We start from the raw sequence: 15,303 nt of genomic DNA, 5'->3' as shown, positions 1-15,303 counted from the left end.
ACCGCGCCGAGAAAGCATACAAGCCGACGAGACGCTGGCCAATCAGACCAGGCTGAATCGATGCGAAAAAAACAGCGTGTCTGATTGATTCGATATGCGAATGAATATCGAAGTTTGATGCGGATCATGCGCCATCCGACGCTAACCGATGGTCGGTTCGCAAGCGGGGGAGGGAATGCTCGCGGCCGGCGACGTGGGGCCGGCGGCCTGTCGCGCGCGATGCATGACAGGCATCGCACGCCGAAGGCCGAACGGTGGCTGCGACGTGCGCCCGGCACCCGGCGCGGGCACCACGCGTTGACCGACGAACGCTCAGAACCTGCCGCGCAAACCGATGAACACTTCATTCGATCGAAGCGACGCCTTCAATTGCTCGTCGCGCGCCGACACGCGGTTCACGAACGTGTTGTAGCCCGATTCGACGTTGCCCATGTCGACGAAGCGATAGCCGACGTCGAGCGTGAAGCGCTTGTTGATCGCATAGCTGACGCCCGCGCCCGCCGAATACGCGAAATTGGTTTGCGTGCGCGACGCGAACTGGCGCGTGTCGTTGCCCTGCCAGCCGTCCGCCGACACGATCGCGACACCGACGCCGGCCGTGCCGTACACCGAGAAGCCGCGGCCCAGATCGAAATCGCGATAGCCGTTGAGCATCAGCCGCTGCGACGACACGTGGAATTCGTTCGCGTTGGCGTCGAACGGCGCCCAGTAGCTGACGAAATTGCCGGTGCGCTTGAACGTGTATTCGCCTTCCGCGCGCCAGCCGTTGCCGAACTGGTAGCCCAGGCCCACCGCGCCGGTGACGCGCGACTGGCCATCCGGGCCGCCGATGCGGCTCGTCACGCGCGGGCTGGTGAGTTCCATGTTGGCGGCATTGTCGAACGCGCCGACGATGCGAGCCGTCGCGTAGTAGCCGGCATCGCTGTTGGTGGAGGTGCGGGGCGTCGAGTCGGCGGCGTCGGCCAGCGCGGCGCCGGAGAACAGCATCGCGAGCGACGACGGGATAACGAAGAATCGGGACATGAAAGCGTTTCCTTGTGGATGTATCGGCGAGACCCGTCATCGTAGGAATTGCGCCGTGCCGCCAGTACCCGCTCGCGTACGGATGGCGCCTCCGTAGCGTTACGGAGGCGTCGCGTCGAGCAGTGCCGCGTAGTCGCGCACGAATTCGACGAGCGACGTCGCGCCCAGCTTGTCGAACGCGATCGCGCGATAGGTTTCGACGGTGCGCGGCGACAGCGCGAGTTCGCGCGCGATTTCCTTGTTGCTCAGGCCGCGCACGATGCCTTCGAGCACCTGCCGCTCCCGGCCGCTCAGTGCGGCGATGCGCTCCGCGCGATGGCGTTCGGCTTCGTGGCGCGCGCGCTGGTCCGCATGCCGGCGAATCGCCTGCTGCACGACGTCGATCAGTTCGTCGTCGTCGGTCGGCTTGCGCAGGAAGTCGACCGCGCCGCGCTTGAACGCGCGCCGACACGCGTCGACGTTGCCGTGCCCGGTCAGCACGACGACGGGCAGGTCGCGTTGTTCGCGCAGGCGGTCGAGCGCGTCGAGCCCGCTCATGCCCGGCATGCGGATGTCGAGCAGCACGCAGCCGAGCGCTTCGTCGAGCGCATCGCCTAGGAACGCATGCGCGTCCGCATAGCAGCGGGTCGGCAGGCCGACCGTGCGCAGCAGCAGCGCGAGGCCGTCGCGCACGGCCTCGTCGTCGTCGACGATCGCGACCACGGTCGATTCGAGCGGTGCCGTCATGCGCGGGCCTCCGCGAGCGGTAGCGACAGGGTGGCCTCGACGCCGCCCGGCGGCCGGTTGCGCACCGCCAGCGTGCCGTTCTGCCGCTGCGCGAGCGTGTCGCACAGCGGCAGCCCGAGGCCGAGCCCCTGGCCGCGGGTCGTGAAGAACGGTTCGAACAGGCGCAACAGCGTGTCGGCCGGGATGCCGGGGCCGTTGTCGGTCACGCTGAAGCGGTATTGCTGCCCGGCCCGTTCGCCGCGCACGCGGATTTCGCCGTGCGGCGTGCCCGTGAGGGCGTCGCGGGCGTTCTGGATCAGGTTGTGCAGGATCTGCTCGACCGCGACGGGATCGGCGACGGGCCGTGCGTTGGGCGTCGCGTTATGCCAGTTCAGCGCAATCTGTTCGCGAGCCAGCTCGTCGCGATACAGCAACTGAAGCGCGGACACGACGGCGTCCGGATCGAGCGCGTTGCGTTCACCGCCGTGTGCCGACGTCGCGGCGGTGCGCAGCCGGTCGAGGATAGCGGCCGCGCGCTTGGCCTGCGCGACGCTCGTCTGCAGCGCTCGGCGCACGCTGTCGCGTTCGGTGGGGAGGTCGAGCAGCCGCTCGGCGGCACGCGTTTGCGTGACGATCGCCATCAGCGGTTGATTCAGTTCGTGCGCGATGCCGGCCGCCATTTCGCCGAGCGTATCCAGCCGGCCGAAGCGGTCGAGCCGCGCGCGCGCCCGTTCGCGGCGCTGCGCGTCGCGCAGCCGCCATGCGCCGAGCGCGCCGGCGGCGAGCAGGATCGCGACCGCGTTCCACAGCGCGATCGGCAGCCACGGCAGATCGTCGACGGTCAGCGTGCGCGTCGCATGCAGCATCAGCGTCTGGGGCTGGGTCGGCAGGCGCTTGTCGAGCGTCATCGGCCAGCCGAGCGGCGTGGCCACCAGCGGCCGGTGCAGCACCTCGAACCGGCGCCCCTGCAGTTGCAGCGTGACGGACGACAGCGATGCGGGCCAGTCGCCGGGCTGGAGCATCGTGCGCGGGTCGATGCGCACGGCCCATCCCGTCGCGGCGGCGAGCCAGTAGTGACCGTCGGGTTCGAATGCGAGCGCATAGGGCGTTGCCGCCATGTGCAGCGGCGGCGGCGCGTCGGGCGCCGCACCGTTGGCGGATCGCCAGCCGCTGCTGGGCTGCCAGCGTGCGAGCCCCGCGAGTTGCGGCATGCGTTCGCGCAGGCTGTCGAGCATGTGCGGCGGCACGGCGGTCAACGGCGTCGCGCCGAGCGTGGCGAGGATCGCCTCCTGCTGGGCCGCTTTCTGGCCGAGCACGCGAATCGCGATGCTGGTGTCCTGGAAGAAGCGATCGTGTATGTCGGACACGGCGCGCGACAGGACGAACGCTGTGCCCGAGAGGCTCAACACAAGCCAGCTCGATAGCGCTACGAGGCGAGCGGAAATCTTCATGAAGGAGCGGCGGCGTGCACAGGGACGGAACGATGCGACGCGGCGAGCGATGAACGAAGCGGCATATCCTGTCAGCGCAGTCGTCCGAAGTGAATCGGACGCCGGGACGCCGGGATGCCGGCGCTCGCGCGGCGCACGCCGGGACGGCGTTCGTTGTCGTTGATGAAATCCGGATTCGGTGGCGATTACCGCTCCGGTGCGTGATGGGTGGTCGTGGCGGCCGATTCGCCGTGTTTCACTGCGCGTGCGCCGCAATGCGGGCAGATCGCCGCATCGGAGTCGCCGCCGCCGGCTGTTGCCGCTTGTTGCGACCGTCCGCGCTCGAGCGCGGACGCTACGAGTTCGGCGCCCATGATGCCGGTCGGGAACGCGATGATGCCGTAGCCGAGCAGGATCGCGCACGACGTGATCAGCCGGCCGAGCGGCGTGACGGGCGTGAGGTCGCCGTAGCCGGTCGTGCTCATCGTGACGGCCGCCCAGTAGACGCCGACCGGAATGCTCGTGATGCCGTGCTCCGGCCCTTCGACGAGAAAGATCACCGTGCCGAGGATCACGACGATCACGAACATGCCGCCGATGAACACGAAGATCTTGCGCCGGGCACGCGTGAGCGCGCGGATCAGCATCTGGCCTTCTTCCAGGTAGATCGCCAGCCCGAGGATGCGGAACACGCGCAGCAGCCTGAGCAGGCGCACGTCGATCAGCGCATGCAGGCCCGGAAAGAAGAACGCGAGATAGGTTGGCAGGATCGACACGAGATCGACAATGCCGAAGAAGCTGCGCGCATAGGCGGCCGGCTTGCGCGCCGTGAACAGCCGCACCGCGTATTCGGCAGTGAACAGCAGCGTAAACGCCCATTCGGCCGCGTACAGCGCTTTTCCGTAATGCGCGTGCAGTTCCTGGACGCTGTCGGCCATCACGACGAAGACGCTCGCGACGATGAGCGCCAGCACCGCGATGTCGAGCTTGCGGAGGAACGAAGGGCGGCGCGCGCACTGCGTGACGGCATCGAAGGAGGTTTGGATCAGCGAAATCATGCGCCCGAGTTTACGGACGGCGCTCCGCAGGGACTATCGGACGTGTCTGATTCCAGCGTCGCGCGCGTGGCCGCGTCGGCCCCGGCTTACGCGTGCAGCGCTTCCATCTGCCGGTGGGCGTTGTCCAGCCGGCTGAGACGCCGTGCGGCTTCATGTCGGGGCCTTCCGCATGGACGAATTCGACGCCCTCGATGCCCATCAGCCCGAGCACGGTTCGCCGGCAGGGCGTGACTGTATCCGATCCCGGCCGACGGGCACGCTGGCGCGCGTTACCGGCCGAAGCGTTGCGTCACGGTGTCCTTCAGCCGCGCGGCGGTCAATTCGCCCATGTGCGACTCGACGAGTTCGCCTTTCGCGTTGAAGAACAGCGTGGTCGGCAGCCCGCGCGAACCGTACGCGTGCATTGCATGCAGCGAAGGATCGAGCAGCACGTGATCGAAGCGCAGGCCCTGCTGTTCGAGGAACGCGCGCACCACCTGTGCGTTTTCGCCCTGATTGAGCATCAGCACCGTGATGTCCGGATGATCGCGCTGCGCCTGTTCGAGGATCGGCATCTCGCGGCGGCACGGCGCGCACCAAGTCGCCCACAGGTTCACGACCACCGGCTTGCCGACGAAACCGGCCGGCAACACGGGCGTTGAATCGAGTGCCTGGAGCTGCATCGCGGCAAGCGGCGGCGCGCTGCTCTGCAACATCGCCAGCGTACCCTGCGCGATGCCCCACGCACCGAGACCCGCGACGATGCCGGCTAGCACAGGCCGACGCAGCGCGGGCAGCCGGCGCAGCCGCCAGCCGGCGAACACGAGCGCGGCCGCGAGGCCGATGCGCCAGTCGAAGCCGCCGTCGCCGAGTGCGACGATCGAGCGCGGCGCGGCCGCGTAGTCGCGCCACCATTGCGCGACATAACCGATGCGCGCGGCGACCAGCCCGAGCAGCAGCACGTCGAGAATCAGGCTCGACGCCGTCTTGTGATGTCCGTCAGGCGGGCGGCGCTGGATGAAACGCGCGACGAGCCACGCCAGCAGTGCGGCGACGGCTACCGCGACGACGCGGATCGAGAAGGGACCGATGCTCAGCATGAAAAGTAAGGAGTGAACGTGATCGAGCGGGGCAGGAGACGGGATTGTCGGCCGAGGCGATGAAGCCGTCGGCGGATGTGCGGCGATTCGACCCGTGGTGCCGCACGCGGGTTCCCTTCGCGAACGTAACGGCGTGTTGCGAGTTTGACGGAGGGATCAGGACTGCGTTATTTTCACGCCGACGTGCAGCGAATCGGATTGGTCTGATGGCCAGTGGAGTCCGAACGGGGAGACGCTGCGATGCAGACGCCGGGAAACGGCATCCACTGTCGCGGCGTCGGCTTTCTGCATACGATCATTGGCCGCTGCCGCTGCCGCTGCCGCTGCCGCTGCCGCTGCCGCTGCCGCTGCCGCTGCCGCTGCCGCTGCCGCTGCCGCTGCCGCTGCCGCTGCCGCTGCCGGGTACCGCACCACCAAGCCGATAGGCCGTGAAGAACTCGTACCAAGGCGAACCTTCCGCGACCGGTATGCCGAGCGCCGACGTACGCCGCTTCAGCGCGCCGAACACGTCGTTGATGCGCGCCGTCTGCCCGGCGTCGTTGAACGGATAAGGCCGCGATCGGCCGGCCGCGAACGCGCCATACGCGATCGCGAGGAGGCGCGCGCCGCCGTCGGTCGCGGCAATCGAGCCGTTGATCGCTTCGGCGAAGCGCGGCCGGTCTTCGGCGCGCGATTCGGACAGACACAGGAACACGATGGCCGACAGTTCGTGCACGTCGCTCACCCGCAGCAGCGCCGGCAGTCGCGCGACGATCTGCTCCACTGGCGCTTCACGCAGCGCATCGCGGAAATCGAGCACGGCGGTCATCGGATTCGTGTCTGCTTTCAAGCGATCAAGTGCCGGCGGTGCGGCCGACGTGTCGTCTGGCAACGACGGCGGCGCCGACCGCAACACGTCGGCCACCTGCTGCGTCCATTCCGGAAAGATCATCCGCACGTTGCCGAACTGTTCTCCGCCTTCCGCGGCCGGATTCCACCGGTAGACGATCGTGCCGCCGCGAATGAACGGCGAATACAGGTGCTCGGGCGTCTGCGGCAGCGGGCGCCGGTTGATCGGCAGCCACGCGAGCGTGAGCCAGTCGTAGCGGCCCGTCGCAGGCACGGCAGGGCTCGAACTTGCGACGACCTGCCACGTGCCGCGATTCGCATAACGGCGGCGCGCGTCGGGTACCGCAACGGTCTTGCCTTTCGCGGTGTCGAAATACGTCGTGCCCGTGACGTTCGCGCCGCTGTCCGCGGCCGGCGTGATGGTGGAGATGACCCACGACGCGCCGTCCGCCGAGCGGTAGTCGGACAGCTTCAGCGTCGCCACGTCGTGCACCATGCGCGTTTGCGCCGCGACGGGACTTGGCGGGGTATCGGCGGGCGCGGCGAAGATACTCGGCATGGGTTTCCTCGGAATCGGGTGCGCATCGTCGAGCGTGGGCGATGCGCGGCGGCGCGGGTGGTGTTCTCGTAACTGTAGAACGTCGTGACTTGAAACGGAAACTGGCCGAACGGGGTAGTCGGTGCACGTTGTACGCCGCTTCGGCTTACCATGCGCACCTGAGCCAACGACGCATACCGGGCGGGAGCACGCATGACCGACACGAAAGCCATTACCGAACACTGGACGCAGGTAGCTGACCAATGGATCAGCTGGGCCGGCAAGCCGGGCCACGATGCGTTCTGGAAATATCGCGCGGGGCTCGCGGCCTACATCGGTCGGGGCACCGGCGCCGCGCTGGAGATCGGCTGCGGCGAAGGCCGCGTGAGCCGCGAACTGAAGGCACTCGGCTACGATGTGACCGCGAGCGACGCGGTGCCCGTGATGCTCGACGCCGCGCGTCACGCGGATTCCGCGCATCGCTATCAACTGGCCGACGCGGCCGCGCTGCCGTTCGACGCGGCCAGCTTCGATTTCGTGATGGCGTACAACGTACTGATGGATCTCGACGACATGCAGGCCGCGTTGAACGAGGCGCGCCGCGTGCTGAAGCGCGACGGCGCGCTGTTCATCTCGCTCGTGCATCCATTCCGCGATCGCGGCGGCTTCGCGGGGCCGCAAGCCGATGCGCCGTTCGTGCTGAAGGGCAGCTATTTCGGGCGCGAGCGCTTCGACGGCGTGGAAACGCGCGACGGACTGTCGATGCATTTCGCGGGCTGGTCGCTGCCGTTGCAGGCGTATATGGAAGCGCTGGAAGCGGCCGGGTTCGCGATCGTGTCGCTGCGCGAGCCGCCGCCCGATCATGCCGATACGGATCAGCTGAAGCAGTGGGCGCGTGTGCCGCTGTTTTTGTGGATCAAGGCGCGGCCGGTAGGGTGAGAGAAGTCAGCGCTTGTTCCTGCTAGCTGACTGCCTTGAACGTATGCGTGAAGCCGTATGTCACGCGTCTCCCATCGTGCGCTGTTCGGCCAGCACGTCGTCCAGCGTGCGCCGGTGTCCGCGCTTGACCGCGCGCAGCTCATAGCCTGCAGCCTCGAGGAGGCGAACGAGCGCAGATACGCTCATGTCGCCTCGCGCAAGCGTTTCCATGCGTGCAAGCGTCGTGCGCGCGACACCGGCGTGCTCAGCCAGTTCTTTCTGTGAAAGACCTGCTGCGTGGCGAGCATCTTTCAGCATCTCTCCGACATCAGCAAGTGTCGTCATTTGTAGTCCGAAGGCATCATGAATTGCCAAACTGGTTCTGATTGTGGCCTCTCTGCTACGAATTGGCACGTCGAAATTGTAGCCCCAGGGATACAAAAACTACCAAAAACGAAGATTTTGTATCCCTGAGGCTACCAAGTCAGCCAGCGCGATTCTGTTAGACTTTTCGCCCGCCTGTCGCCATCCGGGCCGCACCGCGTCCGGTTTTTCGCGCCATGAACGAACACCACGCGCCAAATCCGATCACCGAGGTCCTGCAGGCCTACTGGAAAGCCGATCGCTGGATGTTGCTGGCGGTGGCGGTGATCGTCGTGCTGTCGAGTACGAGCGCCGTTGCCGCGCCCTATCTGTTCTCGCGCCTGATCGATGCGCTGTCGCATCGCGGCGCGCTCGGCGCGCTGATCCCCGGCTTCGTGCTCTATGCCGTCCTGCTAGGCGTCTCGAGCGCGTTGCAACGCGTGGTGCAGTACCTGGCGTTCATGAGCGCAGAAAATCTGGGATTCGTCCTGAGCACGCGCTTCTTCGCGCGCATCCTGAAGAAGACCACGGCCTTCTTCGTCGAACACAATCCGGCGGAAATACAGAACGCGAATGCGCGCGGGCGTTCGTCGCTGGCGGTGCTCGTGCAGCTCGGCCTCATGGGCCTGATTCCCGGCGTGCTGCAGATCGTGCTGACGCTCGTGATGCTCGGCGCGCTGATCAATCTCGAGGTGGTGGCGATCGCCGCCGCGTACGGCGTGGTCGCGGTGGTGATCGCGGTCGTGTCCGCGCGCCGCTCGCGTGCATTCCTCGATCGTGCGGTCGAGGCCGGGCAGGAGAATGCGCAGTTCGTCGGCGGCGCGATCAACGCGATGGAAACGCTCCGGCATTTTGGCAGCCATCGCTGGATGAACGAGCGCTTCGAGGACAAGGCGCGGATCGTGCGGGACAACTGGCGTGCTTACGTGGCGCGGCACGTCGGCTATCTCGCGCTGCTGGGCCTCAGCCTCGCGATCCAGTTCGCGGTGACGTTCTGGCTGCTCCTGCCGCGCCAGGCGGCCGGCGCGCTGTCGATCGGCGACATCGTGCTGTTCAATACGCTGCTGCTGCAGCTCAACCTGCCGTTCGACATGATCGCGCGGGCCGTCGACGAAATCGCGCGCGCCCGGGCGACACTCGTGCCGTTCGCGACGATGTGGGCAGCGCCCGAGGAGCGGCAGGTGTCGCATGCGTCGGCGTTCGTGCCGCGCGAAGGGCGCGTGGTGTTCGACCGCGTCGGCTATGCGTACGGCAACGGCCGGGGCGTGACCGATGTCGACTTCGTTGCCGAGCGCGGCGCGATCACGTTCGTCGTGGGCGAAACGGGCGCGGGGAAATCCACGGTGTTCAAGCTGGCGCTGAAGTCGATCGAGCCGACCGCCGGGCGCATTCTGGTCGACGGCGTCGATCTCGCGGAGATCGACCGCGCCGACTGGTACGGCGCGGTCGCCGTCGTGCCGCAGGAGGTCGTGCTGCTGAACGAAAGCCTGGAGGACAACATCCTGCTCGGCCGGCCACGTGACGAGCGGCGCTTGCGCGAGGCGGCCGCGAAAGCGACGATCCTGCCGTTCATCGAAGGGTTGCCGGACGGCTTTCGGACCACCGTAGGCGAACGCGGGCTGAAGCTGTCGGGCGGCGAACGCCAGCGCATCGCGATCGCCCGCGCGCTGTACGGCAAGCCGACCGTGCTGTTTCTCGACGAGGCGAGTTCCGCGCTCGACGAAGCGACGGAGCGCGACATCATGGAGCACGTGCGGCTGCTGGCCCGTGATGTGACCGTGATCGCGATCACGCACCGGCGCTCGGTCATCGGTGCGACCGACAAGGTCGTGCGGGTCGGCGGCACGGGAGTGCCTGATGTTGGAGACATCGAGTTCGACCCTCCACGCGCGGACATCAGGATCAAACAGGTTGACTTCTGACGGGCCATCGGATGACGGTCGACGAAAAAACTGCGGTGAAGGCCGGTACGTTGTAAAGAAGACAGTTGACGATGTTTACCCTGGAACTATCGACGGAGCACAGATCAACGTACGTTCTTGTAACGAACCACTTCGTCGAAACGAACGATGCGCTGGCGACGAATACCGACTTCGTTCGTGCGCGAATCGCGTTCGGACGCAATCACGTGCCTGATCCCGTCGGGTATGACGTTCGCGTACAGGCGGTCGTGGGCGATTCCGAATCACGAATCACGCTACCCGCGAGACTAATCACCATTTCGACACCCATTTACACCCATTAATCCATCTCAAGAGAAATGGGTGTAAATGGGTGGCAGTGGTTCATGTTTGTATCCTTGGGATACGAGAATCAATCAAATGGACGATTTTGTGTCCTTCCGGCTACCAAGGCTGTGATGACGTACAACGGGCAACGATATTGAACGCGCGATGGCCTGTCGATGCATTTCGCGGGCATGCCGGCGTAGCGCGGCGCGGCCATCTCGATCACGCCGTCGCCCCTTACCCCCGCATCGGCGGATTGAGCCGCGCGAACGCCTCCTGCCGGCGATACGGGAAGTACGGATACGGCGCTGCCACCGCGCTCGCCGCATCGAGCTTCGCGACCTGCGCATCGGTCAGCGCCCAACCCACCGCGCCGAGGTTCTGCCGCAACTGTTCCTCGTTGCGCGCGCCGACGATCACCGACGACACGGTCGGTCGCTGCAGCAGCCAGTTCAGCGCAATTTGCGCCACCGTCTTGCCGGTTTCCTCCGCGATCGCATCGAGCGCATCGACCACGTCGTACAGGCGTTCGTCGTCGACCGGCGGCCCGTAGCTGGCCGTTTCATGCAGGCGGCTGCCTTCGGGCAGCGGCGCATTGCGCCGGATCTTGCCGGTGAGCCGGCCCCAGCCCAGCGGGCTCCACACGAGTGCCCCGAGGCCCTGATCGGCGCCGAGCGGCATCAGGTCCCACTCGTAGTCGCGGCCGACGAGCGAGTAGTAGACCTGGTTCGCCACGTAGCGCGACCAGCCGTGCCGGTCGGCCGCCGCAAGCGACTTCATGATCTGCCAGCCGGCGAAATTCGACACGCCGATATAGCGGAGCTTGCCTGCGCGCACCAGATCGTCGAGCGTCGACATCACTTCCTCGACCGGCGTGCCCGCATCGAACGCGTGCAGTTGCAGCAGGTCGATGTACTCGGTGTCGAGGCGGCGCAGCGCATCGTCGACGGCGCGCACCAGCCGCGCGCGCGACGTACCCGCGTCGTTCGGGCCGTCGCCGGTCGGCAGGCCCGTCTTGGTCGAGATCAGCACCTGGTCGCGGCGCCCCTTGAGCGAGGCGCCGAGCACGCGCTCGGACGCGCCGTCGGAGTACACGTCCGCCGTGTCGAACAGATTGACGCCGGCTTCGAGGCAGATGTCGATCAGGCGGCGCGCTTCGTCGACGCCGGTATTGCCCCATGCGCCGAACAGCGGCCCGGTGCCGCCGAAGGTACCGGCGCCGAAGCTCAGGACGGGAACCTTGAGGCCGGAGCGGCCGAGCGTACGGTATTCCATGTGCGTTTCCTCTCGTCGTATGACCGGTGCGGGACCGCATGTCGATCGCCAGCAGCCAATGTATCGTTTGCGCCTTTTCCCGATAATCCCGAAGATGACGAAAATATCCTTCGGTAGGGGCGAACAATGCTGCTCGACAACCTCGCGCTGTTCCTGCGCATCGTGGAGAAGGGCGGGCTGGCTGCGGCGGGCCGCGAGGTCGGCCTGTCGCCGGCCACGGTGTCCGAGCGGCTGACGGCGCTCGAACGCCACTACGGCGCGGCGCTGCTCACGCGTACGACGCGCGCGATCAGCCTGACCGACGAGGGGCGCACGCTCGCGGACGGTGCGCGACGCCTGCTGGCCGAAGCCGACGAACTCGAAAGCCGGGTGCGGCTGGGCGTACAGACGCTGTCGGGGCCGGTGCGGCTCAGTGCGCCGGCCGATCTTGGGCGCGAGCGTGTCGTGCCCGTTGTCGACGCGTTCCTGGCCGAACATCCGGGCGTCACGGTCGACCTGCATCTCGGCGACGGCTACGTCGATCTCGTCGGACAGGGGCTCGATTTCGCGATCCGCCGCGGCACGCTGGCCGACAGTTCGCTGCGCAGCCGTTCGCTCGGTCGGGCGCGGCGCGTGGTGTGTGCGTCGCCTGCGTATCTCGCCGCGCATGGCAGGCCAATGCATCCGGACGATCTCGCCGTGCACGACTGCATCGTGATGCGCTTCGGCCAGGAGCTGTATGCCGAATGGCCGTTCAGCATCGATGGCACGTTGAAGCGCGTGGTGGTGCGCGGGCGGCGCGTCGCCAACGACGGCGCGCTCGTGCGTGCGTGGTGCATCGCGGGGCACGGCGTCGCGCTGAAGTCGCTGGTCGACGTCGAGCGGGATCTGGCGTCGGGCGCGCTCGTCGAGGTGCTCGGCGCGTTCTCGCCGGGCGACGTGGATCTGCAGATCGTCTATCCGGGGAGTGTCGCGCAGCCGCGGCGCGTGCGGGCGTTGATCGATAGCCTCGTGCAGGCGCTGGCGTAAAAGCGCGTTGCCCCGCATTGCCTGCGAGACGTTGCGACACCGATCCCGCTGCGATTGCATCGAATGCGCGATGGTGCGCAACGGAGCGCGGCATCGCAGGCCGAAACCGCCGTTCAAACCCGTTGCCCACATTTCGTCATTTAGCTAATATTCAAAACGTCAAACGAAACCGGCACCCATGGACGACGTCATCCGCATCAGCGCACTGGCCAACGAAAGCCGTCTGGCCGTGATGCGCTGGCTCAAGCAGCCGCGCAAGCATTTCCCGCCGCAGCCGCACGGCGACGTCGATGAACTCGGCGTGTGCTGCACGTACATCACCGAGAAGCTCGGCATCGCGCCGGCCACGACCACGCGCCACATGCGCATCCTCGCGGATGCCGGGCTCGTGCAGGCGACCCGCGTCGGCAAGTTCACGTACTACAAACGGATCGACGGCGCGCTGCAGCGGCTCGGCCGCGATCTCTCGCAACTCTGACTCCCACCGAGGCAACCGACATGGACGAACTTGCACTGCTGGCCGACGCCGACCGACGCGCGCATGCGTATCTCGCTGCAACGAACGAGCGGCGTGCGTTTCCCGACGCGGCCGCGCTGGCCGGTCTCGCCGCGTTCGACGAACCGCTGCCCGATGTGGGCCGTCCGTCCGACGACGTGCTGCGCCTGCTGGACGAGCGCGGCACGCCCGCGACGGTCGCATCGAACGGCCCGAACTACTTCGGCTTCGTGATCGGCGCGACGCTGCCGGCCGCGGCGGCGGCCGAGCGGCTGATGCTCGCGTGGGACCAGTGCGCGTCGTCGTATGCGAATTCGCCGGTGGCGGCGACGCTCGAGCGCCAGGCCGCCCGGTGGGTCGTCGATGCGCTCGGGCTGCCCGAAGGCAGCGCGGTCGGGTTCGGCACGAGCGCGACGGCCTGTACGCTCGTCGCGCTGGTGGCCGCGCGGCGCGCGTTGCTCGCGCGCAAGGGCTGGGATATCGACGAGGATGGGCTGATCGGCGCGCCGGAAGTGAAAGTCGTGATCTCCGCGCTCGCACACATCACGGTGAAGAAGGCACTGCGCGTGCTCGGCTTCGGGATGAAGCGCATCGTCGTCGCGCCGGTCGATACGCATGGCCGGATCGACCCGGCGCAGTTGCCGCCGCTCGACGACATGACCATCTTCTGCGTGCAGGCCGGCGAAGTGAACACCGGCGAATTCGATCCGTTCGCGGCATTGATTCCGCCCGCGAAGGCGGCCGGCGCGTGGGTGCACGTGGACGGCGCGTTCGGCCTGTGGGCACGCGCGTCGTCGAAGCGCGCGCTGACGGAGGGCATCGACGGCGCCGACAGCTGGACGACCGACGGGCACAAATGGCTCAACACGCCGTACGACGGCGCGATGGTGATCTGCCGCGATGCGGCCGCGCTCGCGACCGCGATGAACAGCGACGCCGTCTACCTGAGCGGCGCGCACGATGCGCAGAAGAATCTGAATCTCGAATTCTCGCGACGCGCGCGCGGCATTCCCGTGTGGGCCGCGCTGCGCTCGCTCGGCCGCGCCGGCGTGGCGACGATGGTCGAGCGGCATTGCGCGCAGGCGGCGCGTGTCGCGGACGGCCTGCGTGCGGCCGGCTACGACGTGCTGAACCGTGTCGTGCTGAACCAGGTGCTCGTGCGCGCCGGCACCGACGAGGAAACGGCGGCGATCGTCGAAGCGGCGCAGGCGTCGGGTGACGTGTGGTTCGGCACGACCGTGTGGCAGGGGCGGCCGGCGTTCCGGATCAGCGTGTCGTCGTGGCGCACGGAAGACGCGCACATCGATCGCCTCGTCGCGTTGCTGACGGCGTTGCGCGGCGCGCACGTGCGCTGACGATCAACATTCACCGTCGTCCTTGCCGGCGACGGTTGCGGATGCCGTCTTCAGGCATTCGATGAAATGCAGCGCGGCCGGCGTCAGCAGCGCATGCCGCCGCATCACGATCGCGACCGTCAAGGCCGGCAGCGGCTCGACGAGATTCAATGCGACGATTCCGCGCGACTTGTGCTCGACGTCGGCGAGCGGCCGGGCGAATACGCCGAGCGCATCCGTCTGCGATACGAGCCCCAGCGTCGCGGCAAACGACGGGCAGTGGATCACTCGCTTCGGCATGTCGATGCCGAACGGCGTGAAGATCGAGCGGATCAGATCGTCGCCGCCTTCTCCGTAGCGCGGCACGCACCATCGAGCCTCGGTCAGCTCGCGCAACGAGCGGGCGCGTGCGAGCCGATGCCGGTTTCTTGCCACGACCGCGAACGCCGTCCGGAACAACGGAATGCTGGCGAATTCGTCGGTGTCCGGCATCGCGTTCGACAGTTGATGCGTGACGATGAAATCGAGCGAGCCGTCGCGCAGCCGCGCGAGATCCGTCGCGGTCAGCGCATCGTCGACGTTCACGGTCGCGCCGGGCAGATCGCGCGCGAATGCATCGAACGCACGCGGCAGGATGGTCAGCGCGACGGTCGGGCTGACCGCGATCGATACCGATCCGGTCGTGCCCAGCCGCAACTGCTCGATCTCGTCGCGCGTGCGCTGGATTTCCTCGACGATCAGCCGAGCGCGAATCGCAAACGCACTGCCGTAGTCGGTCAGGGCGATCCCCTTGACGCTGCGCATGACGAGCGGCACGTCCAACTCGAGTTCGAGTTCGCGCACGATGCTGCTGACGGCCGGTTGCGTGACGCCGAGCGCGCGGGCCGCGCCACGGATGGTTCGATGTTCGGCGACCGCGAGAAAGGCATCGAGCTGCTTGAGTTTCATGGGCGAACGACCGATCGGGAACGAAGCGCGGCATTCCGGGCGGAGCACCGGATGACAAGGAAAAGTTATCGT

At 67.1% G+C, this 15,303-nt stretch carries 14 protein-coding genes; 5 read left to right on the top strand and 9 right to left on the bottom strand.

Annotated elements, in window-relative coordinates; all coding sequences use genetic code 11:
* Positions 1 to 312: 312 nt before the first annotated feature.
* The 6 genes from C4B30_RS05595 to C4B30_RS05565 all read right to left on the bottom strand — a co-directional run bounded on the left by C4B30_RS05595 (position 313) and on the right by C4B30_RS05565 (position 6,682).
* Positions 313 to 1,023 (bottom strand): outer membrane protein, encoded by a 711-nt coding sequence (locus C4B30_RS05595; RefSeq protein WP_027782091.1) that lies wholly within the window; start codon positions 1,021 to 1,023, stop codon positions 313 to 315.
* A gap of 99 nt (positions 1,024 to 1,122) precedes the next feature.
* Positions 1,123 to 1,749, bottom strand: a complete 627-nt coding sequence (locus C4B30_RS05590; protein ID WP_027782092.1) for a response regulator transcription factor — start codon at positions 1,747 to 1,749, stop codon at positions 1,123 to 1,125.
* The gene (locus tag C4B30_RS05585) at positions 1,746 to 3,137 is read right to left on the bottom strand and encodes a sensor histidine kinase (protein WP_234015389.1); all 1,392 of its coding nucleotides are present in this window, start codon (positions 3,135 to 3,137) and stop codon (positions 1,746 to 1,748) included. The genes C4B30_RS05590 and C4B30_RS05585 overlap by 4 nt, the downstream gene beginning before the upstream one ends.
* A gap of 227 nt (positions 3,138 to 3,364) precedes the next feature.
* Positions 3,365 to 4,216, bottom strand: coding sequence for an ion transporter (locus tag C4B30_RS05580; RefSeq protein ID WP_105131975.1), 852 nt, complete (start codon positions 4,214 to 4,216; stop codon positions 3,365 to 3,367).
* A gap of 269 nt (positions 4,217 to 4,485) precedes the next feature.
* Entirely contained in the window at positions 4,486 to 5,295 is an 810-nt protein-coding gene (locus C4B30_RS05575) for a TlpA family protein disulfide reductase (RefSeq protein WP_105131974.1), read from the bottom strand.
* A 295-nt stretch (positions 5,296 to 5,590) separates the two neighbouring features.
* On the bottom strand, positions 5,591 to 6,682 hold the full coding sequence (locus C4B30_RS05565) for a hypothetical protein (RefSeq protein WP_234015388.1): 1,092 nt from the start codon (positions 6,680 to 6,682) through the stop codon (positions 5,591 to 5,593).
* A 192-nt stretch (positions 6,683 to 6,874) separates the two neighbouring features.
* Between C4B30_RS05565 and C4B30_RS05560 the strand changes: the two genes are divergently transcribed.
* Positions 6,875 to 7,600 carry a class I SAM-dependent methyltransferase gene (locus C4B30_RS05560; protein ID WP_105131973.1) on the top strand — a complete coding sequence of 242 codons (726 nt, stop codon included), beginning with the start codon at positions 6,875 to 6,877 and terminating at the stop codon, positions 7,598 to 7,600.
* 60 nt (positions 7,601 to 7,660) lie between these two features.
* On the opposite strand, the gene C4B30_RS05555 is transcribed toward C4B30_RS05560, so the two are convergent.
* Complete coding sequence (locus C4B30_RS05555; protein WP_105131972.1) at positions 7,661 to 7,924, bottom strand: helix-turn-helix domain-containing protein; 264 nt, start codon at positions 7,922 to 7,924, stop codon at positions 7,661 to 7,663.
* A gap of 215 nt (positions 7,925 to 8,139) precedes the next feature.
* Between C4B30_RS05555 and C4B30_RS05550 the strand changes: the two genes are divergently transcribed.
* Positions 8,140 to 9,864 (top strand): ABC transporter ATP-binding protein, encoded by a 1,725-nt coding sequence (locus tag C4B30_RS05550; protein WP_105131971.1) that lies wholly within the window; start codon positions 8,140 to 8,142, stop codon positions 9,862 to 9,864.
* Between the two features lie 543 nt (positions 9,865 to 10,407).
* Here C4B30_RS05550 and C4B30_RS05545 read toward each other — a convergent pair.
* Positions 10,408 to 11,445, bottom strand: coding sequence for an aldo/keto reductase (locus C4B30_RS05545; protein WP_105131970.1), 1,038 nt, complete (start codon positions 11,443 to 11,445; stop codon positions 10,408 to 10,410).
* Positions 11,446 to 11,571: 126 nt separating this feature from the next.
* Between C4B30_RS05545 and C4B30_RS05540 the strand changes: the two genes are divergently transcribed.
* The 3 genes from C4B30_RS05540 to C4B30_RS05530 all read left to right on the top strand — a co-directional run bounded on the left by C4B30_RS05540 (position 11,572) and on the right by C4B30_RS05530 (position 14,304).
* On the top strand, positions 11,572 to 12,453 hold the full coding sequence (locus tag C4B30_RS05540; RefSeq protein ID WP_105131969.1) for a LysR family transcriptional regulator: 882 nt from the start codon (positions 11,572 to 11,574) through the stop codon (positions 12,451 to 12,453).
* Between the two features lie 178 nt (positions 12,454 to 12,631).
* The gene (locus C4B30_RS05535) at positions 12,632 to 12,931 is read left to right on the top strand and encodes an ArsR/SmtB family transcription factor (protein WP_027782101.1); all 300 of its coding nucleotides are present in this window, start codon (positions 12,632 to 12,634) and stop codon (positions 12,929 to 12,931) included.
* A 20-nt stretch (positions 12,932 to 12,951) separates the two neighbouring features.
* Positions 12,952 to 14,304: a pyridoxal phosphate-dependent decarboxylase family protein gene (locus tag C4B30_RS05530; RefSeq protein ID WP_105131968.1), complete on the top strand. Its 1,353-nt coding sequence runs from the start codon at positions 12,952 to 12,954 to the stop codon at positions 14,302 to 14,304.
* A gap of 3 nt (positions 14,305 to 14,307) precedes the next feature.
* On the opposite strand, the gene C4B30_RS05525 is transcribed toward C4B30_RS05530, so the two are convergent.
* Positions 14,308 to 15,231, bottom strand: a complete 924-nt coding sequence (locus tag C4B30_RS05525) for a LysR family transcriptional regulator (RefSeq protein ID WP_105131967.1) — start codon at positions 15,229 to 15,231, stop codon at positions 14,308 to 14,310.
* Between the last annotated feature and the right edge of the window lie 72 nt (positions 15,232 to 15,303).

It is taken from the genome of Burkholderia sp. BE12 (genome assembly GCF_002959955.1).
Taxonomy (GTDB): domain Bacteria; phylum Pseudomonadota; class Gammaproteobacteria; order Burkholderiales; family Burkholderiaceae; genus Burkholderia.
This window is presented reverse-complemented; position numbering and strand designations above follow the sequence as displayed.